General features: G+C 65.6%; 24 protein-coding genes. 11 read left to right on the plus strand and 13 right to left on the minus strand.

What is annotated here, in order from left to right; genetic code table 11:
• The first annotated feature begins 102 nt into the window (after positions 1-102).
• Complete coding sequence (locus ACT6Q8_RS12395; RefSeq protein WP_444732821.1) at positions 103-666, plus strand: hypothetical protein; 564 nt, start codon at positions 103-105, stop codon at positions 664-666.
• Between the two features lie 16 nt (positions 667-682).
• Here ACT6Q8_RS12395 and ACT6Q8_RS12400 read toward each other — a convergent pair whose 3' ends face one another.
• Entirely contained in the window at positions 683-1,270 is a 588-nt protein-coding gene (locus ACT6Q8_RS12400; RefSeq protein ID WP_444732820.1) for a class I SAM-dependent methyltransferase, read from the minus strand.
• An 86-nt stretch (positions 1,271-1,356) separates the two neighbouring features.
• On the minus strand, positions 1,357-2,376 hold the full coding sequence (locus ACT6Q8_RS12405) for a hypothetical protein (protein ID WP_444732819.1): 1,020 nt from the start codon (positions 2,374-2,376) through the stop codon (positions 1,357-1,359).
• 235 nt (positions 2,377-2,611) lie between these two features.
• Here ACT6Q8_RS12405 and ACT6Q8_RS12410 point away from each other — a divergent pair, with 235 nt between their 5' ends.
• From ACT6Q8_RS12410 to ACT6Q8_RS12445, 8 genes are all read left to right on the plus strand, one after another.
• Entirely contained in the window at positions 2,612-3,091 is a 480-nt protein-coding gene (locus ACT6Q8_RS12410; protein WP_444732818.1) for a DUF1178 family protein, read from the plus strand.
• Between the two features lie 259 nt (positions 3,092-3,350).
• Entirely contained in the window at positions 3,351-3,620 is a 270-nt protein-coding gene (rpsO, locus tag ACT6Q8_RS12415; protein ID WP_054166903.1) for a 30S ribosomal protein S15, read from the plus strand.
• Between the two features lie 344 nt (positions 3,621-3,964).
• Positions 3,965-6,088: a polyribonucleotide nucleotidyltransferase gene (pnp, locus tag ACT6Q8_RS12420; RefSeq protein WP_054166904.1), complete on the plus strand. Its 2,124-nt coding sequence runs from the start codon at positions 3,965-3,967 to the stop codon at positions 6,086-6,088.
• Between the two features lie 237 nt (positions 6,089-6,325).
• The gene (locus ACT6Q8_RS12425) at positions 6,326-6,718 is read left to right on the plus strand and encodes a DUF350 domain-containing protein (RefSeq protein WP_444732817.1); all 393 of its coding nucleotides are present in this window, start codon (positions 6,326-6,328) and stop codon (positions 6,716-6,718) included.
• Between the two features lie 82 nt (positions 6,719-6,800).
• The gene (locus ACT6Q8_RS12430; RefSeq protein WP_054166906.1) at positions 6,801-7,625 is read left to right on the plus strand and encodes a hypothetical protein; all 825 of its coding nucleotides are present in this window, start codon (positions 6,801-6,803) and stop codon (positions 7,623-7,625) included.
• A gap of 58 nt (positions 7,626-7,683) precedes the next feature.
• On the plus strand, positions 7,684-8,322 hold the full coding sequence (locus ACT6Q8_RS12435; RefSeq protein WP_054166907.1) for a DUF1190 domain-containing protein: 639 nt from the start codon (positions 7,684-7,686) through the stop codon (positions 8,320-8,322).
• 61 nt (positions 8,323-8,383) lie between these two features.
• The gene (locus tag ACT6Q8_RS12440) at positions 8,384-9,685 is read left to right on the plus strand and encodes a glutathionylspermidine synthase family protein (RefSeq protein ID WP_082372098.1); all 1,302 of its coding nucleotides are present in this window, start codon (positions 8,384-8,386) and stop codon (positions 9,683-9,685) included.
• Positions 9,686-9,750: 65 nt separating this feature from the next.
• Complete coding sequence (locus ACT6Q8_RS12445; protein ID WP_054166909.1) at positions 9,751-10,788, plus strand: serine hydrolase domain-containing protein; 1,038 nt, start codon at positions 9,751-9,753, stop codon at positions 10,786-10,788.
• 9 nt (positions 10,789-10,797) lie between these two features.
• On the opposite strand, the gene ACT6Q8_RS12450 is transcribed toward ACT6Q8_RS12445, so the two are convergent.
• From ACT6Q8_RS12450 to ACT6Q8_RS12460, 3 genes are all read right to left on the minus strand, one after another.
• Positions 10,798-10,959 (minus strand): hypothetical protein, encoded by a 162-nt coding sequence (locus tag ACT6Q8_RS12450; protein ID WP_156344479.1) that lies wholly within the window; start codon positions 10,957-10,959, stop codon positions 10,798-10,800.
• A gap of 77 nt (positions 10,960-11,036) precedes the next feature.
• A complete protein-coding gene (locus tag ACT6Q8_RS12455) occupies positions 11,037-11,474 on the minus strand; it encodes a hypothetical protein (RefSeq protein ID WP_444732816.1) in 438 nt (145 codons plus the stop codon).
• Between the two features lie 44 nt (positions 11,475-11,518).
• The gene (locus tag ACT6Q8_RS12460) at positions 11,519-11,917 is read right to left on the minus strand and encodes a group III truncated hemoglobin (protein ID WP_444732815.1); all 399 of its coding nucleotides are present in this window, start codon (positions 11,915-11,917) and stop codon (positions 11,519-11,521) included.
• A gap of 107 nt (positions 11,918-12,024) precedes the next feature.
• Here ACT6Q8_RS12460 and pip point away from each other — a divergent pair, with 107 nt between their 5' ends.
• Positions 12,025-12,975: a prolyl aminopeptidase gene (pip, locus tag ACT6Q8_RS12465; protein ID WP_054166913.1), complete on the plus strand. Its 951-nt coding sequence runs from the start codon at positions 12,025-12,027 to the stop codon at positions 12,973-12,975.
• A gap of 23 nt (positions 12,976-12,998) precedes the next feature.
• On the opposite strand, the gene ACT6Q8_RS12470 is transcribed toward pip, so the two are convergent.
• From ACT6Q8_RS12470 to tsaE, 5 genes are all read right to left on the minus strand, one after another.
• A complete protein-coding gene (locus tag ACT6Q8_RS12470) occupies positions 12,999-13,544 on the minus strand; it encodes a DUF1003 domain-containing protein (RefSeq protein WP_444732814.1) in 546 nt (181 codons plus the stop codon).
• Positions 13,545-13,547: 3 nt separating this feature from the next.
• The gene (addB, locus tag ACT6Q8_RS12475; RefSeq protein ID WP_444732813.1) at positions 13,548-16,571 is read right to left on the minus strand and encodes a double-strand break repair protein AddB; all 3,024 of its coding nucleotides are present in this window, start codon (positions 16,569-16,571) and stop codon (positions 13,548-13,550) included.
• Positions 16,571-17,311, minus strand: coding sequence for a nucleotidyltransferase family protein (locus tag ACT6Q8_RS12480; protein WP_444732812.1), 741 nt, complete (start codon positions 17,309-17,311; stop codon positions 16,571-16,573). The genes addB and ACT6Q8_RS12480 overlap by 1 nt, the downstream gene beginning before the upstream one ends.
• A 21-nt stretch (positions 17,312-17,332) precedes the next feature.
• On the minus strand, positions 17,333-18,337 hold the full coding sequence (locus ACT6Q8_RS12485) for a phosphotransferase (RefSeq protein ID WP_054166917.1): 1,005 nt from the start codon (positions 18,335-18,337) through the stop codon (positions 17,333-17,335).
• A 126-nt stretch (positions 18,338-18,463) separates the two neighbouring features.
• Positions 18,464-18,916 carry a tRNA (adenosine(37)-N6)-threonylcarbamoyltransferase complex ATPase subunit type 1 TsaE gene (gene tsaE, locus ACT6Q8_RS12490; protein ID WP_444732811.1) on the minus strand — a complete coding sequence of 151 codons (453 nt, stop codon included), beginning with the start codon at positions 18,914-18,916 and terminating at the stop codon, positions 18,464-18,466.
• A gap of 162 nt (positions 18,917-19,078) precedes the next feature.
• Between tsaE and ACT6Q8_RS12495 the strand changes: the two genes are divergently transcribed.
• Positions 19,079-20,098, plus strand: a complete 1,020-nt coding sequence (locus ACT6Q8_RS12495) for an NAD(P)/FAD-dependent oxidoreductase (protein WP_444732810.1) — start codon at positions 19,079-19,081, stop codon at positions 20,096-20,098.
• Between the two features lie 6 nt (positions 20,099-20,104).
• On the opposite strand, the gene ACT6Q8_RS12500 is transcribed toward ACT6Q8_RS12495, so the two are convergent.
• The 3 genes from ACT6Q8_RS12500 to ACT6Q8_RS12510 all read right to left on the minus strand — a co-directional run bounded on the left by ACT6Q8_RS12500 (position 20,105) and on the right by ACT6Q8_RS12510 (position 25,670).
• Positions 20,105-22,966, minus strand: a complete 2,862-nt coding sequence (locus ACT6Q8_RS12500) for an ATP-dependent DNA helicase (RefSeq protein WP_444732809.1) — start codon at positions 22,964-22,966, stop codon at positions 20,105-20,107.
• Between the two features lie 63 nt (positions 22,967-23,029).
• A complete protein-coding gene (locus ACT6Q8_RS12505) occupies positions 23,030-23,764 on the minus strand; it encodes an SGNH/GDSL hydrolase family protein (RefSeq protein WP_444732808.1) in 735 nt (244 codons plus the stop codon).
• 217 nt (positions 23,765-23,981) lie between these two features.
• Positions 23,982-25,670, minus strand: a complete 1,689-nt coding sequence (locus ACT6Q8_RS12510) for a methyl-accepting chemotaxis protein (RefSeq protein ID WP_054166921.1) — start codon at positions 25,668-25,670, stop codon at positions 23,982-23,984.
• Between the last annotated feature and the right edge of the window lie 291 nt (positions 25,671-25,961).

The following is a 25,961-nucleotide window of genomic DNA, read 5'->3' on the forward strand; positions in this document are numbered from 1 at the left end:
ACTTTAATTCCTGATCCTATCCTTCTGGATTGTCCTTTCCCCCCTGCCCCATCGCCGCATGCCGCGTACAATCTGTCCGTGCCCTTTCAAGCAGACACGCGCATGCATGATGTTTTCCGCCTTGATGACCTGACCAACGACACGCAGCACTATGCGTTGTCGCATTGGACCAGCATTGCCCGGCGGAACCCGGCGGTGCCGCTGGCCGACATGATGGCCTGCCGGCAAGCGGCAGAGACGGCGGATAATTGCATCCTGTTCAATCTGGAAGCCGGGAGCATCCGTGACGCGCGGGTGGAGAAGGTGGGGGCCGGGGTGATGGCATCGCTGACCTTCGATCCGGCGGGCATGACGCTGTCAAAGCTGATGCCGCCGGATTATGTGGCCGACATCATCCCAGCCTACGCCTTCTGCGCCGGTTCCTTCCGGCCCATGTCCAGCCTGGATGAGGTGACGCATATCAACGGCGCTGTTGCCCTGGTCCGCCGGCTGATTCTGCCGTTGGAGCGGCAGCCGCCGGGTGGCGCCTTCGCCGCGCGCTATCTGCTGATGATCTATGACAAGCTGTCGGGCGGCCCCGATCAAACGGGCATGGGCCCTTGTGCCGGTCCCGTCCGGTCCAACCGTACCTTGAGCGTGGCCGTGTTCCGCGACGGGCGGGCCTGAACCGCTCCGTCGCCTGTCAGGCCGGCGGCAGGGGCACAGGCTCGGGGTCACCATTTAGGTCTGCAGCGGCACCAAAGGGGCGCCGTGCGGCCAACCGCTGCACTATGGCGGCTTTGGGGCTGGACACCTCTCCTTGTTCAAAGGCCACCACCTGCAATCCCTGCCCGATGGCCAGATGCAGCAATTCCCCCTCGCGCAGCAGGAAAGCCGGGCTGGACGGGCGGCCATGGCGCTGATTGCCATTGGCGAAGGTCTCGTACAAGAGCAGGCCACCGGGCTTCAACGCACCGGCAATGGCGGGCAGCAGCGGCCGGTGCAGATAGTTGGTGACGACGATCCCGTCAAAGCCCGACAGGGTGGGCGGCCAGCCATCCGGCCCCTCCAAATCGGCCTGCACCAGGGTCACACCTTCCTGCCCTGTCAGGTCAGCGACACCGCGCAGATCGATATCGACGCCCGTGACCGACAGGCCCCGATCCCGGACATGCCGCAGGTGCCGCCCGCCGCCACAGGCGACGTCCAGCAGGCATCCCCCCGGCCGCAGCAGCGGCGTGAAACGGACGATCCAGGGCGAGGGCGGGGCGAAGGGCAAGGTGTGGGTCATGGCGCCGGATCATAGATTGATTGCGGGGGGATACAAACACCCTCTGGGTCACCAGTGACGGATCGCGGTCAGGCACCGGCAACAGATCAAGAGTTCGGTATCAGACCCCGAATGATGGAAAGCATCTGCTCACGGTTGGGCAGGCCGTCAAAAACCGCAACCACCTCCTTATCGGGTGGCGGTCCGAAATAACGCAGGACATAAGGCGTCGATGCCCCGTTGAGGCTAGCACCACCGGCTGGAATGGGCAGGCCCTCCATGGCGGTCCCGCCATCGCCGATAAGGACAAGCCAGCCAATTGCCTTACCGGCTTTATCCTGGCGGCGCAGCAAGCGGGCGAAAGGCGGCAGTTCGGCCTCGATACAAACCTCATCAGGCGCATCAGGCGACCAAGGGGAAAACTGGCTTTCATCCTCCGGCGGGCCTGACAGGGCAGAAATGATACCCGGTTCCATCCGCATGGCTTCCGGCCCGGACTGCGGCGCGGGGCATGCCGTGGGACGCAGGTCAAGGACGGGAAATGGCGTCGTGCCCGGGTCTATGCGAATGCCAGCCAGTGCCATCTGCATCAGCCGTTCAACCGTCGCCCGGTCCCGTCCGGTCGTTTTCAGTCCCATCACCCAACCGCCCCTGAAAAGGGCGGTAACCGCGTTGCCCCAGTCCCCCTCCCCGTCCTGCCACAGATAATGGCGCAACACCGGCCTGCCATCGCCGCCCGGCAGGGCCATGGCACCTTCCTCCACCCACCGGCGCCAGGCAAAGGCCGGGCTGCTCGGGACCATGATCCGTGGCGCATCGACGGCGGCCGTTCGATCGAGAAGCAAGCTGACATGGCCGTGGTCCCCGTCTTCGCGATACCAGCTCATCGCGCCGTCAATCTGGCCGGAGTTGGGGAGACTCGCGATCTCTCGCGGCACCAGGAACGGGGCCGCTCCATAGCGCAGGCCGTCGGCGTCCGGCTGATCAATCCAGCGGCTGACAAACCTCCCTTGCGTCACCATCGAACAGGGCGGCGCGGCGTCGGCAACCTGCTTCGCGGGGCCGGTTCCCCCTTGGCATCCGGCCAGAAGAAGCGGCAGCACGAGAAGGGGCAGATATCGGATCACGGCACCTCCGGCGCAGGGACAGGGGGACAGACATCCCGCGCCAACTGATGATGGCGAGTGGAAAGTACATAAACCATTTACAAAATAAGGCATTTGGCCTTGCCAGGACAGACTGGCGGCGGACAGCAAGCGCCCATTTGCGGCATCGGTGACATAGCACACTGGATTCCAAGGGACTTGCCCGCCAGACCGCGACGGTCCATCTATCTGTATCCTCCTGACGATTCATCGCCCCATGATCCTGTTCGACCTTCAATGCAGCCAAGGCCACCGGTTCGAAGGCTGGTTTCGCAACGGTGCCGCGTATCAGGCGCAGGCTGCGTCGCACGCCATCACCTGCCCTCTGTGCGGCGACGCCAAGATCGAAAAGGCGCCCATGGCCCCGGCCATCGCCAAGGGCGGCCGCTCACGCGACCGCGACCAGCCGCCGCTCGCACCTGTAGCGGATACCCTCGCCCCAGCGGCCCCACCCATGCCCGACGCGGTACGCGAGGCGCAGGCCGAAATCCTGCGGCACCTGCGCGACCTGCGCACTCAGGTGGAAAAGAACGCCGATTATGTGGGCGACCGTTTCGCCGAAGAAGCCCGTAAGATCCATTATGGAGAGGTGGAAGGCCGCGCCATCTATGGCGAAACCTCGACTGAGCAGGCCGAGGCCTTGCGGGAGGAGGGCGTCCCCATCGCCAGCATCCCCTGGCTGCCGGTAGAGAACTGAGCCTGAAGCCGTCAGGGACGCTGCCATGCCCGGACAGGCGCGGAAATCCAAGGATTCCGCTTGACCGGAAGCCGGGTTTGGCGCATCAACCCACCCATATCGACGCCCGCCCGTGCGGGACCGTGCTGGACGACATCCCGGCACGGCCCCGCAACGCGTGGGCGCGTGCCCATTCCGGGATACCGGAACCCGGTCGATAGGGTGCCTTCGCGGTGCCGGGTGCGTTCATCCCTCAATCATCTTAATGTGGAGACATCCGATGTCGATCACGGCTGAGCGCAAGACTGCGCTGATCGCAGAATACAAGACCAACGAAACCGACACCGGTTCGCCCGAAGTGCAGGTCGCCATCCTGACCGAGCGCATCAACAACCTGACCGAACACCTGAAGACCCACGCGAAGGATTTCCACTCGCGCCGTGGCCTGCTGGTGATGGTCGGTCAGCGCCGCCGTCTGCTGGATTACGTGAAGGGCAAGGAAAAGGCTCGTTATGACAGCCTGATCCAGCGCCTGGGCCTGCGCCGCTAAGGCGGGCCGGTCGCGACGGTTACAGACCCGAACGCCCAAGGTGATGTTCGACGTGAACATGCAGCCCACCGTCCAGACGATGTTCCACACCCGCTCCGGCGGTGGGGGATGGCGTGTCGGCGGCGGGCCCCTGGGCGGTAGGAACCGTCGGGACCCGCATCAGAGTTAAGGTGTGGACGGCCAGCCGGGACCCCTTCCGGCTGGCCGTTTTGCCATGCGCGCCGTGCGGAATGCGCAGAAATGCTGTACTGAAGGGGCAAGAAACAGGCGGGGCCGTCCGAACGGGCCCCGGCCCGGCCGCCCAATCCGGGGTGTTGCGGGTTTCGGATGGAAGGATCGATACGATGTTCAAGGTGTTCCGCAAGGAAATGGAATGGGGCGGACGCAAGCTGGTCATCGAGACCGGCAAGATCGCCCGTCAGGCCGATGGCGCCGTCATGGTGAGCTATGGCGACACGGTCGTGCTCTGCACTGCCGTCGGCGCCAAGTCGCCGAAGCCGGGCGTGGATTTCTTCCCGCTGACGGTGAATTACCAGGAAAAGGCCTTCGCCGCGGGCAAGATCCCCGGCGGCTTCTTCAAGCGTGAAGGCCGTCCGACGGAAAAGGAAGTGCTGGTCAGCCGCCTGATCGACCGTCCGATCCGTCCGCTGTTCGTCGATGGCTACCGCTGCGAGACGCAGGTCGTCTGCACCGTGCTGAGCCACGATCTAGAGAACGATCCCGACATCGTCGCCCTGATTGGTGCGTCCGCCGCCCTGACCATCTCCGGTCTGCCCTTCCTGGGCCCCATCGGTGCGGCCCGCGTCGGTTATGAGAACGGCCAGTTCATCCTGAACCCGACCGCCGACCAGATGGAAAACGCCACGCTGGATCTGGTGGTTGCCGGTACGCAGGAAGGCGTGCTGATGGTCGAGTCCGAGGCCAAGGAGCTGTCGGAAGAGGTCATGCTGGGCGCCGTCACGTTCGGCCATGCCCAGTTCCAGCCGGTCATCGACCTGATCATCGGTCTGGCCGAGGATTGCGCCAAGGAACCCCGCGACATCGCCCCGCCGGCCTTTGACAAGGCCGCCGTCAAGGCCCGCATCCTGGAGGTTGCCGGTGCTGACGTGAAGGCTGCCTATTCGATCCTGGTCAAGCAGGAGCGCTATGCCGCCGTCGGTGCCGCCAAGGATAAGGCCAAGGCCGCGCTGAAGGAAGAGTTCGCGCCGGAAGCCATTTCCGAGATGTTCAAGGAAGTGGAAGCCGACGTCCTGCGCGGTGCGGTGCTGGACACCGGCAAGCGCATTGACGGCCGCACCACGGTCGATATCCGCCCCATCGTGGCCGAAGTGGGCATCCTGCCCCGCGCCCATGGGTCGGCCCTGTTCACGCGCGGTGAGACGCAGGCCCTGGTCGTCGCGACCCTGGGCACCAACCAGGATGAGCAGATCATCGACGCCCTGGAAGGCGAATACCGCGAAAGCTTCATGCTGCATTACAACTTCCCCCCGTACAGCGTGGGTGAAGCCGGTCGCATGGGGTCTCCGGGCCGCCGCGAGATCGGCCATGGCAAGCTGGCCTGGCGCGCCATCCACCCGCTGCTGCCGACCAAGGAAGATTTCCCCTACACGCTGCGCGTCGTGTCGGAGATCACCGAGTCCAACGGTTCTTCCTCCATGGCCACGGTCTGCGGCACGTCCTTGTCGCTGATGGACGCCGGCGCCCCGCTGGCCCGCCCCATCGCCGGCATCGCCATGGGCCTGATCAAGGAAGGCGACAAGTTCGCCGTCCTGTCCGACATCCTGGGTGATGAAGATCACCTGGGCGACATGGACTTCAAGGTGGCCGGCACCGAAGCGGGCATCACCGCCCTGCAGATGGACATCAAGATCACCTCGATCACCGAGGAGATCATGAAGGTGGCCCTGGCGCAGGCCCAGAAGGGCCGCATCCATATCCTGGGTGAGATGAACAAGGCGCTGAACACAGCGCGCGGCGAAGTGTCGGGCAATGCCCCGCGCATCACCGTCATCAACATCCCCAAGGAGAAGATCCGCGACGTCATCGGTTCGGGCGGCAAGGTCATCCGCGAGATCGTGGAACAGACCGGCGCCAAGATCGACATCGAAGACGATGGCACCGTGAAGGTGTCGGCGGTCGACAGCAAGTGCTCCGACGCCGCCATCAAGTGGATCAAGGGCATCGTGGCCGAGGCCGAAGTGGGCGAGGTCTATGACGGCAAGGTCGTCAAGGTCATGGATTTCGGCGCCTTCGTGAACTTCCTGGGCAGCCGCGACGGTCTGGTCCACATCTCCGAACTGAAGAACGAGCGCGTGGCCAAGGTCACCGACGTCGTGAAGCAGGGTGATGCGGTCAAGGTCAAGGTCCTGGGCTTCGACGATCGCGGCAAGGTCAAGCTGTCGATGAAGGTCGTCGATCAGGTGACCGGCGAAGACCTGTCCAAGAAGGCCGAAGCCACCGAGGGCTGATGCCCAAGGGTGCTTTCCGGCTTTCGGGATGCGTTGAGTGAGAAAGGCCGCCGGGTCAACCCGGCGGCCTTTTTCGTTGTGGGGCTGGTGCCAGGGGCTGGGTGCATGGCGATTAATTACTTCCGCCCCCTTGCACGTCCCGCCTGCGATCCAAACATTTTTTGCAATTTCCGGCGCGCTCCCGTAGCGTGCGGGCAAATGCGTGGCCTGTGGGCGCCCATAAGGAGCAACGGATCGATGTTCGAGACCCTGCCGCTTTATCTGACCTTTGTCGGCGCCTCTGTGGCGCTGCTGGCCGTGGCCCTGCTGGCCTATACGCTGATCACGCCGTACCGCGAATGGGCCTTGATCCGGCAGGGGAATTCGGCGGCGGCGACCAGCATGGGCGGCACGGCCATTGGCATGGCCATTGCCTTGTCATCGGTGGCGCGCGGCACCTACGCGGTGGCCGAACTGCTGATGTGGGGTGGGATGGCGCTGGCTTGTCAGCTGCTGGTGTTTGTCGCCGTTTGTTTCCTGCTGCCCGGTTTCCGGCAGGGGATCGAAGCGGACAAGCTGGGCTATGGCGTCACGCTGGGCACCCTGTCCATTGCCATGGGAATTTTGAATGCCGGGGCGCTTTCGGTTTAACCCCGGCCTCCCTATCTCTGATTAACCCCGCCCGGCCATAACCGGCGGGGCCGTTCTGCTTGGTCTTGAGGAGCCAGTTCCGATGATGCAGTTCTTCCGCACGCTGTTGGGCGTGAAGGGTGAGAAGGTGGGCCGCCAGGTGGTGGATGCCCTGGTCGCCATGGACCCCAAGAGCGCGTCCGTCGCCCAGTTGCGGGTCATGGAGGCCGATCTGGACAAGGCCGGCAAGCTGCTGACCAATCTTCGCGTCGATATGCAGCGTGAGCGCAAGGAAGCTGTGGAGGCGCGGGAGAATTATGACCGCCGTCTTGCCGCCGCCGAGCATCTGAACAACCTGCTGGCCACCGCCGAGGGCGAGCGTAAGGCGAGCCTGGAGGCTAGCCTGGCCAAGCTGCTGGCACAGCTGGAAGAGTTGGAGAGCGAGGTCGCCATTGAACAGCGCGAGGCCGACGAGGCCGAGGCTTTGGTGGCCGAAGCCGAGGTTGCCTATCGCGAGAAGGCCCGCGCCCTGACCGAGGCCAAGTCCGCCCTGGCCAAGGCCGAGCGCGACATGCAGCGCGCCAGCATCCAGGAGGAGCGGGAGCGCGAGCGCGCCAACCGCGCCGCCCAGGTGGCCGGCCTGCGCGATGATGGCGGTTCGAAGCTGAACACCGCCATCGACGCCATGACCCGCCGCGCCAATGAGGCCCGCGCCAATGCCGAGGCGGCGCGCATGAAGGCCCAGGCCCTGGGCGACCTGTCGCGCAAATCCGCCGATGATATGGGCGATGCCGATATCCAGGCGGCACTGGCCGCCGTGGGCAAGGGCGGGGCACCCGCCCTGTCGGTGCAGGAACGTCTGGCCCGCCTGAAGGGTCCGTCGCCTGACGCCGCCCCGCTGGCCATCACCGACAAGTGGAGCAAGTAGGGCCGCAACGCCCCCTGACCGTATCCGTTACCCCGCCACCATCGCCATCCGGGCCGCCATGACCGACCAACAGCGCAAACGCCGCCGTTCCGCCCATGTCTCTACCCTGCTTGTCGGGGGGGCGGCGGCCCTGATGCTGTCGGGCTGCGGCGGCGACGATGTGCAGGAGACAGACGCCCGCATCTTCCCAACGGTGGAAGCGTGCCTGGTGGAGTTCAGCCAGCAGGAATGCAACGGCGCCTTTGAACAGGCCAAGCAATTGCACCTGCAATCCACCCCGCGCTTCGATACGGCGGCCGCGTGCGAGGCGACGATGGGCAATGGCGCGTGTCAGCCCATGGTCCTGTCGCAGCCAGATGGCAGCTTGGGCAATGTCTTCGTGCCGGCCCTGATGGGCTTCATGATGGCCAAGGCGTTGCAGCCACCCCCGCAATATGGCGGCGGCTATATCGGCGCGCGGGGTGGGTACTATTATCCGCGTCCCATCTTCATTGACCGTGACGGGTTCATGTATAGCGGTCGGGGCAGCCTGGGCCGCGCCCCGGTCAGCCGCGACAGCTTCACCCAGGGCAAGACCGGCTTTGGCATGAAGACCGAGGTGCGGGGCAAGTCGGCGCAGGTGGGAACCACCACCAAATCGACCAGCCGCGGCGGCTTTGGCAAATCGTCGGCCAAGTTTGGCGGCGGCGGTTCCTGACCGCCGTTCCCCCTCTCTCTGCCTCTCCTTCCCGCGCCCCTTCAGCACAGCGGATACCACCATGCATCGCCAATCCATCCGCCCGCGTCCCGATTGGAAAGCCCGCATGGAAGCGCTGGGCTTTGATTTCCACACCATCCCGACGGACGAGGACCCGAGCGGGGTTTACTGGGATGAAAGTGCCTGCTGGGTGTTCAGCGAGGCGGAGATCGACCTGCTGGAAGAAGCGGGGAACGAGTTGCACAAGATGTGTCTGGCCGCCGCCAAGCGCATCATTGATGAACGGCTCTACCCCCTGCTGAACATCCCCGCCCATGCCATTCCGGCCATCGAGGCATCGTGGCAGCGTTACCAGGGGGGACAGGAATTCTCCCTCTATGGCCGTTTCGACCTGGCCTATGGCGGGGCCGGCCATGGTGACGGCATGCCCAAACTTCTGGAGTACAATGCCGACACGCCCACGGGCCTGTATGAGGCGGCGGTGGCGCAATGGACCTGGCTGGAGGATGTGTTCCCCGAGGGGGATCAGTTCAATTCCATCCATGAAGGGCTGGTGGATCAGTGGAAGGCCCTGCTGCGTGCTGATCGGCTGCTGGCCGATGATGGCGGTCGGCGCGGAGTATGGGAGGCGGGGCGCGCCCTGCACCTGACCTGTGCCATGCCGCATACCGAGGATGAGGGCACGCTACGCTATCTCCAGGATACGGCCATCGAGGCCGGGCTGGCGACCAAGAGCATTGCCCTGTCGGATATCGGCTGGACCGAGGAGCAGGACCACCTGAACCGCCAGACGCGCGGTTACTTCACCGACCTAGAGGAACAGGAGATCAAATGCCTGTTCAAGCTGACGCCGTGGGAATGGCTGGTGGCCGATGATTTCGGCACCAACCTGCTGACCCTGGCCCAACGCAATGATATCCGGGTTGTGGAGCCTGCCTGGAAGATGCTGCTGTCCAACAAGGGGCTGTTGGCGGTTCTGTGGGAAATGTACCCGCACCACCCCTATCTGGTGGAAGCGCATTTCGACCGCCGGGCCTTTGCCGCCGGTACCCGCGTGGTGGCAAAGCCGCTACTGGGCCGGGAAGGGGCCAATATCAGCGTCGTCACGATGGGCCCCGATGGCCGCCCCACCACGCGCGAACTGGATGTGGCTGGACCTTACGGCGAAGAAGGCTATGTCTATCAGGCCTGGTCGCCGGTGGTGTCGGCGCGGGGGCCGGACATCAAGGGCGTGACACGTGACCATCATGCCGTGATCGGCGCATGGATGGTGGGCGATGAATGCCGGGGTATCGGCATCCGTGAGGACAGCACCGCCGTCACCCGCGACACCTCCCGCTTCGTGCCGCATCGGTTTGAGTGAGGGCTGGCGGCAGGGTCAGGGTGGCTGGGTCGTATCAGGCACAGACCCACACCCGGAGCATGCACATGCAGAGCCGTCGTCTGTTTCTGTCCAGCCTCGCCGCCGGCCTGCTGCTGCCGTTTCCTACCGCCGTCGCCGTGCCCGTCGATCCGACATCGCCGGACCTGCCGCAGGTGACAACGCTGATTCAGGATGCCATCCGCCGCCACCGGCTGGACGGGGTGGCCGCCATCGCGCATCAGGGGCCGCGCGTGCTCTATCGCGGCTATTTCGGCGATGTCGGTCCCGGGACCGCCATTGATGTGGCGTCGGCCAGCAAATGGGTGGCGGGGCTGGTGATCATGGCGCTGGTGGCCCAGGGGCAGCTGCGGCTGGACATGACATTGGCCGATGCCGGGCTGGTCAGCGCCGGGTCGAAAGCCGGCATCACGCTCGCGCAGTTGATGAGCCATACCTCGGCCCTGCCGGACACCGGCCCGTTCTGGCAGGACCGCCGCTACCCCACCCCGCGCGCAGCGGCGGCAAAGCTGGCGGATATGGACCTAATCGGGTCGCCGGGTGGGGTCTTCGCCTATGCTGGCGTATCGATGGAGGTGGCGGCCTTCATGGCTGAACAGGCGGGCGGGGCCGATTGGAACAGCCTGTTTCGCCGCCTGATCGCCGACCCGTTGGGCCTGTCGCCCGCCTGCCGCTGGGGTGAGCGCTGGGGTGTGGCCGGTGGGTTGATCGCCAGCCCGGACGATTTTGAGCGCATCCTGCTGCTGATCGCGCGGCAGGGCGTGATGGAAGATGGGCAGCGCCTGCTGCCGGTCGACATATTCCCCACCATGGAGCATGACCAGATTGGGGCCGCCCGGCGCAAGCAACAGCCGAACGCTGCCAAAGCCATGCAGGGTTACGGCATTGGCATGTGGTGCGAACAGCGAGAGGCCGATGGTGCCTGCCCCACGATCTCCAGCCCTGGCTATTTCGGTACTTGGCCGCGTATCGATCGCAGCCGCGATCTCACCATTCTGCTGATGGTGAAATCGCGCCTGCGCACGGTCATTGACGACTGGCAAGCGATTATCCGGGCCCTGACCAATGCGGCAGCGCCCGGATGAGGGCGAGTATTACAGCTGCCGGCCCGTGCCATCGGTACTGGCAAAGACGCTGTGCAGGAACCACAGGATGAAGGTGGCCAGCAGCATGAAGCCGCCCCATTGACGGCTGACGGTCATGACACCACCCGCAGCAGCCAAGGCCGCAGCATAAAAGAACAGAGACTTTTTCATGGTTACGGACTTTCCGGCATGGGCGCAGGGTCGGGCATCGGCCACGCATGCCCCGCGCATTCAAGGATCAGGATGGATCAGGCGGAAAGTCCGGCGGGCGGGCCCGTCGGCATGCGGGCGGCATGGCCCGCGCGGGCCATGGCAGGCCCCATGATGACCGGCGGCAGGGACGATTTGTCCAGGGCAACCGGGACCGGCATCCAGGGCGGGCTGGCCGCCACGAATTTTGCCGGCGGCGGGTCATCTCCGCCGGACAGATCGGCACGGCGCTGTTCGTCGGGCAGGGCAGCCAGCGTGGCCGGTGCCTCCGACAGGGTGGTGCGCAGACCGGGACCACTTGCCGTCAGCCCTTCGCGCGCCCGATCCCCTTCGCCCCCGCCCAGCCCGGCCAGAACGCCGGCACAGGCCAGCAGCACCAGCAGTGCCAGCGCCTTCACCCGGTCAGACCATTGGCCGATGGCCCCGCGCGGGCGCGGGTCGGCAAGGTCAGGATGCGGGTGGGCGGGATCGGTCATGGCGTCAAGATGGGGGTTGCCGGGGCCGGACGCAAGGCCCGGCTTCAAACGCCGCGCGCCATGGCAATGCCCTGCTGCAACGCCTCCCCCATCCGGGCGGCCTTGTCGCGCAGGAAGGCGGCGGCAGGCGGAGTGAACAGCCGGTCCGTGCTCTGTCCGAACAGGTCCAGCCAGCGCTGGAAATGCGCGGCATCCAGGCCGGGAATACCCGCATGCACCTGCATGGGCCGGCCCCCATATCGCCCCGTGCCCATGGTCACCGACGACCAGAAATCATGAACACGGCGCAGATGGGCGGCCCATTCCTCATCCCCATCCCCCACCATGGTCTGGAACATTGGCCCCAGCAGGGGGTCCAGGCGGGCGGCCGCATAGAATTCGATGAGCAGCACCGTCAGGCTGTCATCATCAATGCGGGCATAGGGCGGGCGGGTGCTCATCATGGCACGATCCTAACCTGCCGCGATTTCCCCCAGCTTTGTCCGCGCGGACGGTTTGCGTTGCGCGTTGCGCTTGCCTACAATCAGCGGAACAACAAACGGATGCATCCATGCCCCGCGGCGATCTGTTCTCCCCGCTCGACCCTTTTCAGACCGGCCGGTTGCAGGTCGATGATGTTCATAACCTTTACTGGGAACAGAGCGGCAATCCCGATGGCGTGCCCGTGCTGTTCCTGCACGGTGGGCCGGGGGCCGGCGCCTCGCCCACTCATCGCCGGTTTTTCGACCCCACCTTCTACCGCATCATCATCTTGGATCAGCGCGGGGCCGGTCGTTCCACGCCGCTGGGCGACCTACGCAACAATGATATCCCGCATCTGGTGGGCGATCTGGAGGCGGTGCGCGCGCATCTGGGCATCGACCGCTGGATGGTGTTCGGCGGCTCCTGGGGCTCCACCCTGTCCATCGCCTATGCGGAGGCGCATCCCGACCGGGTGATCGGTCTGGTGCTGCGCGGCATCTTCCTGATGCGCCGGTCGGAGATCGACTGGTTCCTCTATGGGATGAAGCAGATTTTCCCGGAAGCGTGGAACCATTTCAACGCCTATATCCCCGTGGCCGAACGCGATGATCTGCTGGAGGCCTACTGGAAGCGGCTGACCCATCCCGACCCGGCCATCCACCTGCCCGCCGCGCGGGTGTGGAGCATGTATGAAGGTTCCTGTTCGACCCTGATGCCCAGCCCGGAACTGGTGTCCGCCTCCGGCGAAGATAATCACGCCCTGGGGCTGGCGCGGATCGAGGCGCATTATTTCCGCAACAACATGCTGGACCCGGAAGACAAGCTGCTGCGCGATATCCGGGCGATCCGGCATATCCCCGCCGTCATCGTGCAGGGCCGCTACGACATTGTCTGCCCCATCCGCACTGCCGACGAATTGCACCGCGCCTGGCCGGAGGCCGACTATATCATCGTGCCCGACGCCGGCCACAGCGCCATGGAACCCGGCGTCCGCATGGCCCTGGTCCAGGCGACGGAGCGGTTCAAGACCCTGCGGTAGGATGGAAGGCCGGTCCGCTCCGGCTAGGTCTTGAGCGCTTCCACCGCCGCCCGCAGTAGGGAAATTTCCTCCTTCTGCTGGCGCAGTAGGGCTTCAAGCTCATCTGTTCGCAGCCGGTCCAGTTTTTCGTGCAGGGCCATAATCTCCAACTCGGCCTTCAGGTTGATCTCGTAGTCCATGTTGGCCTGGATGCGGTCCTTCGCGGCCTGCCGGTTCTGCGACATCATGATGATGGGGGCCTGTAAGGCGGCCAGGGTGGACAGCATCAGGTTCAGCAGGATGAACGGATAGGGGTCCCAGGCGAAACCCCAGATGGCGGCATTCAGCGCCATCCAGACCGCCATGCAGAGGCCGAATCCGATCACAAAGGACCAGGACCCACCCACCGACGCCACCTTGTCGGCCAGCCGGTCACCGAAGGTCATGGAGGCTTCGAAGTCGGAATGGCTGTTGCGGGAAATGGCCTGACGGTGGGCGATGCGGGACAGCACGCGGCGTTCCCGGTCGGACAAGACGGTTTCGCCCTGGGTCAGAAGCTGTTCGGCCAGTTGCCGGATTTCGTCGTTCATCCCTTAACCCTCTGCTTCACCTCCGCCTCCCGCGGACCATTCCTTGATGCGGGCCAGGTGGGCGTAGTCGGTATATTTGGGTGCCCAGGCGGGGCGCGGCTGGCTGTGATAGGGCATGTCGGGATCATCGAACTGGTGGATCAGGTCCAGCAGGCCTTCGCGCGCTTCCACCGCCAGGGCCGCCGGGTCCTCCTTCAGCACCTGGATGGTACCGGCGGGATCGCCGCCCGACAGACGCCAATATTCCAACCCATCCACGGGGGCGGGTTTCAGATGCTCAAACCCGCCACGGCTGGCGATCAGCGCCTCCAGCGGTAATTGTGGGGCCTTGCCAAGCCGCACTTCCTTGCCCGTGGGCGGGCTGCCGGTCTTGTAATCGATCAGAACCAGACCGCCGGTGGGCGTGCGATCAATGCGGTCGGCCTTGGCCGTCAGGATGAAGTCGCCGCCGGGGCCGGTAAGGGTGATGCGGCCCGTCACCTCGGTCGCCAGCGGCTTGATGGTACGCCGCCGCTCCGTCTCCTGCGCCACGAACCATTCCGCCACCCGCTCAAACCGCGGCCACCAGAAGGCGGCCACGCCCGGCTGGTCCAGCAGGTCACCGAACGCCCCACGCCCGATGGCGATCAGTTCGCCCAGCGGGTCCGGCGGCAGCGTGTCGGGATATTGGCGGACGAACAGGTCCAGCGCCTTGTGGATGATTTCCCCCCGCTCTGCCGCGCCCGGATCGGCATCAATAGGGTCCAGGGCTGACAGGTCCAGCACCTTGGCCGCATAGATGGCATAGGGGTCGCGCATCCAGGTTTCGATCTGGGTGACGGACAGACGGCGGGGCCGGGCCGACAGGGGCGGCTTCGGGGCGGGGGCAAGGCAGGGGCGCACCTGGGAGGGGCGGTCCAGCGCCTGCCACAGGCCGCGCCAGTAATCGCCATCCGCCTCAATCCGCCCACGCAGGCCCGCCTTGTCCAGCACCGTATCCAGCCGCAGAAGCCAGCGTGACGGCACGGTCGGCGTGCCCTCCACCCGTTCCGACCGGGTCAGGTACAGGGTCTTCGCACCGCACGACGTCGCGAAATCATGGGCGGCCTGTCCAACCATGCGTTCAGGTGCCGGCAGGCCAAAATCCCGGCGCATGGGGCGCGACATCCAGGGGTCGGGCGGCGGGGCCGGGGGCCATGTCCCCTCATTCAGCCCGGCCAGGACCATCACGTCAAATTGCTGCAACCGGGCCTCCATCAGGCCCAGCACATGCAGGCGCGGATGCAGGCCGAAGGCAGAACGCACGGCCTTGCCGGCGATCAGCACCTCCATCAGGCCCGCATAATCCTTGCCGCCCAGCGGCGGGTAACCATCCGCCGCCTCGCGCAGTTCATCAATGAACTTGGCGGCGGCCTCTCCATCCTTGTCGCGCCAAAGACGGTCGGACCCGGTCTCCCCCTCCAGTGCCGCCAGCGCCTCTGCCGCCCCGACATGCAGGCGCAGCCAGTCGGACAGGGGACGTTCCTCACCATCCGCGACCGCTGCCGCCAGACCACCCATGGCGGCATCCAGCCGGTCCACCATGGATAGCAGGTCGTCGCGGATACTGGGGTTGGTGATACGGCGACGCTTGTCGGCGGCGTCCGACGCCATGAAACGGATGGCGTGGCGCAAACCCTCCAGCCCGGCGGGCGGGCGGGGGCCGCGCAGGATGGCGGTTTCCAGCAGGCGCGCCTGACGCCGCAACTGTCCCGCCGGCAGGCCTGCCCCCGCCATCGGGTGTTTCAGCAGCGACAGCAGCGGGATGGGCGCGCCCTGCACCGCATTGTCCATGATCAGGCGCAGATAGGACCCGACCGGTGTCTGGGCCAGGGGGCGTCCGGCACTGTCATCGACGCGGATGTCCCAGCGGCGCAGCTCGGTGGCCACGCGGCGGGCCAGATTGCGGTCGGGCGTGACCAAGGCCGCCGTCTGCCCCGGCATTTCCAGCGCCTGACGCAGGATCAGGGCGATGATGCCGGCCTCTTCTTGCGGTGTCGCGGCATCGATGCGCGTCAGGCCGGACAGGGCGGTGGGGTCCAGCGCCCCCATATCGCGCCAGGCCTCTGTCGTGCCGGCGGGCCGCAGGGCTTCTGCAATCAGGGCCGTACGCGCCGGCGGACAGGACGGGGCGACACCAGCGGCAAGGGGCCAGTCCGGCACCTGATCCCGCGTCACGCCGATCCGGTCGATCAGTTGCTTGAGGCCGAATTGCGGGTGGGCATCGTCCAGCGCCGCCCAGGTCGCGTCATCGCAATCCCGGTCCAGCCCCGGCAGCACCACGGAACCCGTGGGCAGGCGCGCAACGGTGGCCAGCAGTTCAGCGGTGGCGGGGATGGAGCCGGTAGAGCCGGCGGCGATGATCGGGTGCGTGGGTGGGGACGCGCGCAGGGCCGCGGCATAGGCCAGCAGGCGGTTATTGCGCTCTTGCGCCGGGTCCACGGCCCCTTCGGCGGCCAGGATGGCGGGCCATTGATCGACGATGATCGACAGGAAGGACAGGGTCACCTGCCAATGTTCGGCATAATCATCGGGGACCAGACTGTGCAGCCGGTCGAACCCCACCCCTTCCGTCTGCGTCTGATCCAGCAGCTTGGCCAGTTCACGGGCCAATCGTGCCGCCTGGGCGCGCGTTTTGGCAAAGCGGTCGCTGGCGGCCGCGATGGCGCGGGCCAGCAGCAATTGCCGCCGCAGGGGTGCGATGGCGGGGGGCAGGTCCAAGCCGCCCGCCTTGCCCGTCACCCCATCCATCATCAGCGATACCTCGTCCCCATCGACATCGCCCAGCGGGGCCATGCGGGGCAGCAGGATGGGCCGCCCGCCCGACAGGCGCAAAAACGCCTCCCGCAGCGACCGGACGGCGCGCGCGGTGGGCAGCAGCACGGTGAACCGGTTCAGTGCCAGCGCATCCCCGCCCGCCTGTTCCCACAGACCCGCCGCCAGCGCATCGACAAAGGGCAGGTTGGGCGCCAGGGTGAAAACGCTGGCGGGCGGCGGGGTATGGGACATCAGGGCACGACCTCACGGCTGGCCGGGGCCTGCAAATGACCATCGACCAGGGGCACGGCGCCCGGCGTGCCGACATGGTACCAGTTGCCCTCATGCCGGACACCGAACAGGCGGCCCGCCGCCTCCGCCCGCTGCCACAGCAGCAGATTGGAAAAGGCGCCATCGGGCGTGTCGGTGAACTGTACCGCCGTCATGATCGACACGCCGGCCATCACGAAGGGCGAAACCTCCAGGTCTGGGCGCTGCGACAGGCGGCCATCGGGGTCCATCAGGTAATCGCCGCGACCGTCATAGCCGATGGCGCTGGGCGTAGGTGTGACCAGCAGCAGACTGTCCATCAGGTCGGGGTTCCAGGCATCGGCCAGGCGGCGTAATGCCGGGACCGGCCCGTCCAGCCAGACGATATCGGCATTAACCACGAAGAATGGATCATCACCCAGCAGCGGCAGGGCATGCTTCACGCCGCCGCCAGTTTCCAGCTGCGTCTCTTCGCGCGACAGGGTCAGTTTCAGGTTTCGGCGGGGGTTGGCCGCCAGATGCGCTTCGATCTTATCGGCCAGCCAATGGGCATTCACCACCGCCTCTTCCACGCCGACGGCTTCCAGCCGGTCCAGCGCGTGATCCAGCATGGTGCGGCCACCCACGGTCACCAGCGGCTTGGGCGTTTCCAACGTGATCGGGCGCATGCGCAGGCCCAGACCCGCCGCCAGCACCATCGCCCGCTTGGGCATGAAGGACATGGAATCGTACTCCAACTTTAGTCAACGCCCCAGAATATGCGGCACGGCACCGTCAGGGGGCAAATGTTGATCCGTGAAACTTTGTAACGGCGACAAAAGCGGATGCGCGATGGCCGTCCGGAACTGTCCCCAGACGCGGGACAGGAAGGCCAGTTGCTTTGCCTTGCCCCCGCCCGCCGCCAGTTGTGCCACACGGCCCAGGATGCGGGCATGGCGCATGGCACCCATCACGGCGTAACTGGCCAGGAAAGCATCGCGCGACAGGCCGGGCATGGACGCCAGATAGCGGTCGATCATCGCCGCCTGGATATCGTCCGGCACATCGCGCCGCGCATCCTGCAACAGCGACAGCAGATCATAACTGACCGGCCCGACGCCGCCATCCTGCACATCCAGCAGACCACAGGCCCGCACGCCTGGACGGTCCAGCCGCATCAGGTTGCCAGGATGATAATCGCGCAGCAGCAGGCTGTCGGGTACGATGCCCAGCACATGGGTAAGCACCGTCACCCAAGCCTGATCCAGCGCATGCCGCCCCGCCGGGGTCAGCGGATTGCCCGCTGCATCCAGATAGGCATCGCCGAACAGCGCCACCTGTCTGGTGAACAGGGACAGGTCATAGCGCTGCACATCCGGGGCGATACCGGGATCAAAGCGTTGATGCAGGTGCGACAGGACATCGGTCGCGACACCGTAAAGCGGCCAGGCATCGTCCCCGCGTTCCAGCAGGGCGGCGAAACTGTCATCCCCGAAATCTTCCAGCAGCAGCAGGCCCTGACCCTGATCCTCCGCAAAGATCACGGGGGCCGACAGGTCCACATCCCGCAGCAGACCGCACAGGCGCACGAAGGGCGGCACCTGCCCTGCACCGTCGCCCGCCGCATCCATCAGGATGGCCTTCGCCCCATCGGGCCGCCTCAGCCGTTCATAGCGCCGCGTGGACCAATCGGCCCCCATCGATGCCCGGTGGGCATCCGCCCAGCCGGCGTGGGCCAGGAAGGCTCCGATCACTTCATCCCGCATCATGCGTATACCAATCTCCCTCAAACGCCGGGCGCTGCCATCCGGCAGCTTGGCTCACGGCGCACAGGCGCCGGGCTGGCCGTCGCCAGCCTCCAATTTGCCGAGGGTTTAACCCTCGGCAAATTGGTATCATATCCCCGCCACGCGTGCTTCCCAGGCGCCATGGCCCGTAATGACCACCTGCCGCGCCGTCGGCCCGTCCAAGGTCAGTTGCACATCCAGCCGGTCACGCGGCAGCAGCGGACCCAGCCGTTCCGACCATTCGACCAGGGCGCAGGCTTCGCGTGCTTCTTCCCACCCCAGTTCCACCACCTCCCCCGGATCGGTCAGGCGGTAAAGGTCGAAATGCCAGATGGGCGGCGTCAGGTGTTCATAGGTCTGGACCAGGGTGAAGGTCGGGCTTGGCACCTCTTCCGCCTCATCGCCGGCCAGATGGCGGATCAGGAACCGGGCCAGCGCCGTCTTGCCGGCACCAAGGTCACCGCGCAGGGTCACCACATCGCCGGCCCGCAGATGCGGGGCCAGACGTGCCGCCAGTGCCTTGGTCGCGGCCTCATCGGCAAGGGAAAGGGTCAGGGTCATTCGAGGTGGCTTTCCAGGATCATGACCCCAGACTCCGACAAAAGACCCCCGCATCGCAAGGGGCGACGCAATCCCGCATCCGCGCATCCGCACTTGCCATCGTGCGCGAAACGGGGCACCAAACCCGCCAGTCGTGATGTCCGCCCGATGGGGAGCGTTTGCATGTCGTCCGAGAACAGCCATTCCACCGATGTCGTCATTATCGGCGCAGGCCCCGTGGGCCTGTTTGCCGTGTTTGAATGCGGCATGTTGAAGATGCGCACCCATGTGGTGGACGCGCTCGACATGGTGGGCGGGCAATGCACGGCGCTGTACCCGGAAAAGCCGATCTATGACATCCCGGCCCACCCTTCCATTGATGGCGCCGACCTGATCGACAAGCTGGCCGAACAGGCCGCCCCCTTCAACCCCACCTACCATCTGGGACAGCAGGTCACCACCCTGACCCGGACCGATACCGGTTGGCGCGTGGGCACCGACAAGGGCACCGTGATCGACGCCAAGGCCGTGATCATCGCGGCGGGCGTGGGGGCCTTTGGTCCCAACAAGCCGCCGCTGGACGGTCTGGAAGCCTATGAAGGCACCGGCATCTTCTATCTGGTGAAGCGCCGTCAGGATTTCGCGGGCAAGCGCATCGTCATTGCCGGCGGCGGCGACAGCGCCGTGGACTGGGCCAATTCCCTGTCGGAAGTGGCGGCCCATGTCATGGTGGTCCACCGCCGCCCCAAATTCCGCGCAGCACCGGAAAGCGTGTCCCGACTGGACGCGTTGGTCAAGGAAGGCAAGGTGGAGATGGTGGTGCCGTACCAGCTTTCGGGCCTGGAAGGCACCGGGAACAAGCTGACGGGCGTACGCGTCGCCGATCTGGATGATAATGAAAAGCTGCTGGAGGCGGATGTCCTGCTGCCCTTCTTTGGTCTGGCCATGAATCTTGGCCCCATCGCCGATTGGGGCCTGGACATGGAAAAGGGCCATATCCTGGTCGATCAGCGCACGCTCGCCACGTCGGCCCCCGGCATCTTCGCCATCGGCGATATCGCGCATTATCCGGGCAAGCTGAAACTGATCCTGTGCGGGTTCAGCGAGGCGGCTATGGCTGCGCACTCGGCGCATGGGTTGGTCCACCCGGACCATGTGCTGCATTTTGAGTATTCGACCAGCAAGGGTGTGCCGGGGGCTTAACCCCCGTCACACGGGGCGGTGCAAAAACCCCTTCGTCACCCGCACCGCCTCCGCCAGCCCGACCTTGCGCACCTCCACCCCTTCAGGGAAGGCACCGATCAGGCGGGATGGCATCATGGGGTCCAGCAGGACGAACACGCCCTGGTCATCGGCGCGGCGGACCAGACGGCCAAAGGCCTGGCGCAGGCGCAGGCGGGTGATCATGTCGTCAAAGCCGCGACGGCCCGCGATCTTGTCGAAATAATTCCGCCGCGCCTTGTGCAAGATATCGGGACGGGGCCAGGGTACGCGGTCGAAGACGATCAGGCGCAGGGACCGGCCCGGCACATCCACCCCGTCGCGTACGGCATCGGTGCCCAGCAGGCAGGCATCCTCCTCGCCCCGGAAAATATCCACCAGGGTGGGCACATCCATGCCGTCCAGATGCTGGGCCAACAGGGGGATGCCAGCCTCTTCCAGCGGTTCGGCGATGCGTTCATGGACCGCGCGCAACCGCTGAATGGCCGTGAACAGGCCCAGCCCGCCACCGCCCGCCGCCAGGAACAGTTCACGATAGGCCGCTGCCACCTGCCCCAGATCATCCTTGCGCACATCATTCACCACCAGCACGCGGGTCTGGCTGGCATAGTCGAACGGGCTGGGCACGGCAGCACGCAAGGCCGTGGCCCCCATATGCACGGTACCGGTGCGCAGATGGGCCGCCTGCCAATCCTGCTCCACATCGCCGGTGCCATCGGTCAGGGTGGCGCTGGTCAGGACCAAACCGTGGGCGACGGTGCCGACCGTGTCGGCAAAGGGGATGGTGGGGTCCACCCAGTGGCGATACATGCCCAGATCGAAATCCCGCCCCTCCACCCGCTCCACCCCGAACCAGTCGACGAATTTGCGCGGGGTATCGTCCTTCAGGCTTTGCAGCATCAGCCGCCAGCCATTCACCTCGTTCTGCGCGCGGCGTTTGCAGGCCCGCGCCACACTGTCCATGCGGCGGCGGGTTTCGGCCTCCAACTCGTCGCTTTCCTCGTCCAGCATCTCCTTCAACCGGTCGGCCAGCTTCTCCAGCGGCGTGGCCAGTTTCAAAAGCGCCATGTCCAGTTCGCCGGCCAGATCGACCAGACCCTCGGCCACCGGCTTGCAGTCGGTTTCCAGGCTGTAGGGGTTATCCACGCCCTGGGCGCGGGCGTAGACCTGGGCGCGAACGCCGGCCAGGAACGCCTCCAGCGGCCCTTTGACTTCGCCGCCATGGATGCGCTGTGACCAGGCTTCCCCCGGCAGGATCTGGGCCGCCTGCTGGATTTCCTGCAGCAGGTCCAGGGAACCCTTATCCCCGCCCACCAGATCCTCCACCCGGCGGCGCAGGCCGCGTGCCCGGCTGCGGCCCGACACCTCGGCCCCCAGCAGCCAGCGGCGCAGTTCCGCCGCTTCCGCCGCTGTGAGATGGCCGGCAAAGGCATTGTCGGCGGCATCAAACACATGATGGCCTTCATCAAACACATAGCGGGTGGGGACATAGGCATCGTCACCACCGCCCAGCGCCGCCTGCACCATGACCAGGGCATGGTTGGCCACCACGATGTCGGCCTTGCGCGCGCGCCTGACCGATTTCTCGATGAAACAGCGGGAATAGTGCGAACAGGCGTTGTAGACGCATTCACCGCGCCGGTCGGCCAGACCCATGGTGCGGCCCTTGCCCAGAATATCGACCAGCCAGCCGGGGAAGTCCCCGCCCGCCATATCGCCATCGCGCGTCGCCGCCGCCCACCGCGCCATCAGGCCGATGGCATTGGCGTAGGCGGGCTGGGTATGGGCAATGTTGGCCGCTTCCTCCAGGTTCAGCAGGCAGAGGTAATTCTCCCGCCCCTTGCGCACCACCACCCTTTTCGCCTTCACAGCGGGGTCGGGGTGCAGCCGGTCCAGTTCCTTGTCGATCTGCTGCTGCAGCTGGCGCGTATAGGTGGAAATCCAGACCGGCCCGCTGTTCTTCTCCGCCCAGACGGTGGCCGGGGCGAGGTAGCCCAGGGTCTTGCCCACGCCCGTCCCGGCCTCTGCCAGAACCACATTGGGCACGCCCTGTTCATCACGTGGGGTGAAGGCGCTGGACACGGCGCTGGCATAATCGGCCTGCTGCGGGCGAGGTTCGGCACCGGCCCCGCTGCCCACCAGTTCGGCCAGACGCCAGCGCGCCTCCGCCGGTTCCACGGGGATATGGCCCGGCGGCGGCTCCGGTGCCTCGGCCTGCCATTCCTTCAGATGGTTCCAGACCATCAGGCCACGCCGCGCCCGCCCGTCGCCGGGACCATGCGGCAGTCCCAATGCCGCCATCACCGACGGAGCCCAGGACCAGCCCGCCTGTCCCATGAACCAGCCGATGCCGGCGGCATCCGATAATTCACGCCGCTGCTTGCGCTTTTCCCCGTCCGGTTCCGGGCGGTTATTCTCCGCCAGTTCAGACAGCAGGGCACGGGCACTGTCGATAAGGGACAGGGCCTCGGCTTCCGGGTCGGCGGGGACCGGCTGTCCCGTAGCGTCCGCCAGCCCCTTGGGCGTGGGTAGACAGAAACGGGCGGGGCGGACAAAGGCGAAAAGTTCAAGGACATCGAACGGATCGTTCATCCGCTCGGTGCGCAGCCGCCTTCCCACGGCGCGTGCATGGGCCAGGATCACGCTTTCGTGACGCAGACGGTACGCTGCCTCGTCATGCGGGATCAGGTCCACCTCGCCATCGGGCGTCACCCAGGTGACCCCGCGCGCGCCCACCACAATGGCCGGCGCATCAGGCAGCAACAGGCGCGGGGGCGCCGTACGCACAGATGACGGGGCATCTGGCGCCTTGTCAGTGCCGGGCCGGCGGAAGGGGACAATCTCGCTCATGGCGGCGGAGTATAGGCAAGTCCCGCCGCCATGCATCAACAAAACGGGAACATCTCCAATCTGTCAGCGCGGCAGCATTCCATCCAGGGCGACGGCAACAGCGCTCATGCCCGCCATATTGGGGTGGTAGGGAGCCTTACCCGCCGAAACTGGGAACCCCTCCATCCAGGGTTCCGCACCGCATACGCCATGGTCGAGCGACAGTTTCGCCGCGGGCAGCAACAGGGCACCGGATTGTTTGGCAGCCAACCCCGTCAAATCACGCAGACGGCGCTCAACCTCCCGCAACCGGTCGGCATCCGCCGGGTCCAGCGGCGTTGCCGCGCAGGTGCCCGTGGGCGGCAGAATGGCGGGATACTCGACGAAGATCAGCAGGGCATTGGGTGCGCGTTCACGCACAGCCGTTCCTATGCGGATCAGCGCCGCTGCAAGTTGCTGGAACTTTTCCTCCTCGGCCCAGGACGGGGTGCGACACTTCTCGGTCCCCGAACCGGTGTTGCGTGCCAGGGTCAGACAGGAGGCGGAGATCATGTTGCCGATATAGCCGACATCATTGCCGCCAATGGTGACCGTCACCAGCCGTGTATCAGCATCAATCGCAGTAACCTGCGCCGGCAGTTCTGCCCATCCCTCCAGAACGGCCCCCGTCGTCGCACCGGAGCAGGTGACATCCGTCAGGGCGAGCCCACGTTTGGCCGCCAATTGCTGCGCGTAATTGCCGGCCGACCGTCCACACCGCGCCGGCGCGTCCGGCACATAGGGCGGCAAACCGGGACCCGCAGCAAAGGAACTGCCCATCGCAACATATTTCGCACCGACCGGAAGCGCAGCTTGCCGAGGGGCGGCGGCACATCCGGCCAGTGCAGAACTCAAAAGCAGCGTGAGCAGGCAACGGAACGGAGAAAAGCGCATTCTGGACACCGGTCAAAGGAGGATTGACCGCATCGTGCCAGAGGAAAGGCCCGGCATCCAGAAACCGGATGCCGGGCTGTCCACAGACTGGAGCAAGGAACCGTTACGCTGCCCGGATGCCGGACAGGAAGCTTTCCACCTGGCTTTTCATGACATCTGCCTGCTCGCCCAGTTCGCGGGCCGCACCCAGGACCTGGGTGGCGGAGGCACCCGTCTCTCCCGCCGCCTGGGTCACGCTGGCGATGTTGGCGGAAACCTCACGGGTGCCAAGGGCCGCCTGCTGCACATTGCGGCTGATTTCCAGGGTGGTGGCGTTCTGCTGTTCCACGGCGGCTGAGATGGTGGCCATGGCTTCGTTGATCTGCGCGATGGTACCGGTGATGGAGCCGATGGCCCCAACCGCGTCACCCGTCACGGCCTGCATCGACTGGATCTGCTGCGCGATCTCCTCGGTGGCCTTGGCCGTCTGGTTGGCCAGGCTTTTGACCTCCGATGCGACGACGGCAAAACCCTTGCCGGCCTCGCCGGCCCGCGCCGCCTCGATGGTGGCGTTCAGGGCCAGAAGGTTGGTCTGGCTGGCAATCTCGCTGATCAACTGCACCACCGTCCCGATGCGCTGTGCGGCGTCAGCCAGGGTCTGCACCGTGTCATTGGTACGGGCGGCCTGGCTGGCGGCATTGTCGGCGACCTGGGTCGAATGCACCACCTGGCGGGAGATTTCCTGGATGGAGCTGGCCATTTCCTCAGCCGCCGACGCGACCGTCTGCACATTGGCGGCGGTCTGGTCGGCGGCGCTGGCGGTCGCGGTGGCCTGGGCGCGGGTTTCCTCGGCGATAGCGGTCATGCCCTGGGCCGTGGCATCCAGCTGGCTGGTGGCGCCGGCGACGCTGCCCAGGACGGCCGTCACCTCGGCGTCGAAGCGGGCGATCAGCCCCTCCACAACCTCTGTCCGGCGCAGCTTCGCCTCCTGTTCACGGGCCTGTTCAGCGGCCAGTTCATCGGCGCGGATGGCGTTCTGGCGGAACACTTCCAGCGCGCGGGCCATGCCGCCCACCTCGTCCTGACGGTCCAGCCCGTCGATATGGATGGTCTTGTCGCCACCGGCCAGCAGGCCCATCTGGTCGGTCATGGCGCGGATGGGCCGGGCGATGGCACCGGCCAGCGACAGGCCGGCCACGATGGCGATGATCAGCGACCCGACGGCCCCCGCGATGGTGGCAATATTGGCCGTGGAGAAGGCGTTGGCCAAGCCGTCGCGACGGCTTTCCAGCAGGGTGCGCTCCACATTCTGCACCTCTTCCACCTTAGCCCGGATCGCATCCATCCGGTTCTTGCCTGTGCCGGCGGCTGCGGCTGCGCGCGTCGCCTCCCGCGTGGCGAGGTCCTTCATACCGGCAATCATCGGTTCCGCAACCTCGCGGTTCCAGGCATCCGACGCTTCCTTGATCTCCCGCAGGCGGGCCTGCTGTTCGGGATTATCCTTGGTCAGTTCGCTGACGCGGGCGAAGCTGGCGTCAAAATTCCGGATGCCGTTACTGTAGGGTTCCAGAAAGCTGGCATCGGCGGTCAGCATATAGCCGCGCAGGCCCGTTTCCTGATCCACCTTGGCAGTAGTCAACTGACGCACCGTGCGCATAACTTCATAGGTATGGACGGTTTCGGCATTGCCATTTTCGATGAAGGCCAGCTGCACCCGGTTGATGGTGCCAACCGCAGCAGAGGTCAGGACCAGCGCCCCGAAGGCGATCAGCAATTTGCGGGCAATCGAAAGGTCGCGCAGTTTGGTCAGCATGCGATTTCTCCTGGCCACGGTCGATCCGGGCAAAGAAGGAGCGAGGCCATCCTTGACAAAGGATAGCGACGGAGAGTTTTGGGGAGGATTCAGGAAAGCTTTTTAACTATCCGCTCAGAATAAAATGCCGCTCCTCTTGATCGATTGGATTTTAGATATAATTCAGCCTTTTGATTTATTGACTTTCACCGCTGCTTTTCCGAAAGCATTGAAAACAGCTAATTTAGAATTAATGCGTACGCGTCACGCTTCAACCATCCAACTTGCCGGAAGGGGTGTAACTTTCGGGGT

It is taken from the genome of Niveispirillum sp., from assembly GCF_052437035.1.
In the GTDB taxonomy this organism is placed as follows: Bacteria; Pseudomonadota; Alphaproteobacteria; order Azospirillales; family Azospirillaceae; genus Niveispirillum.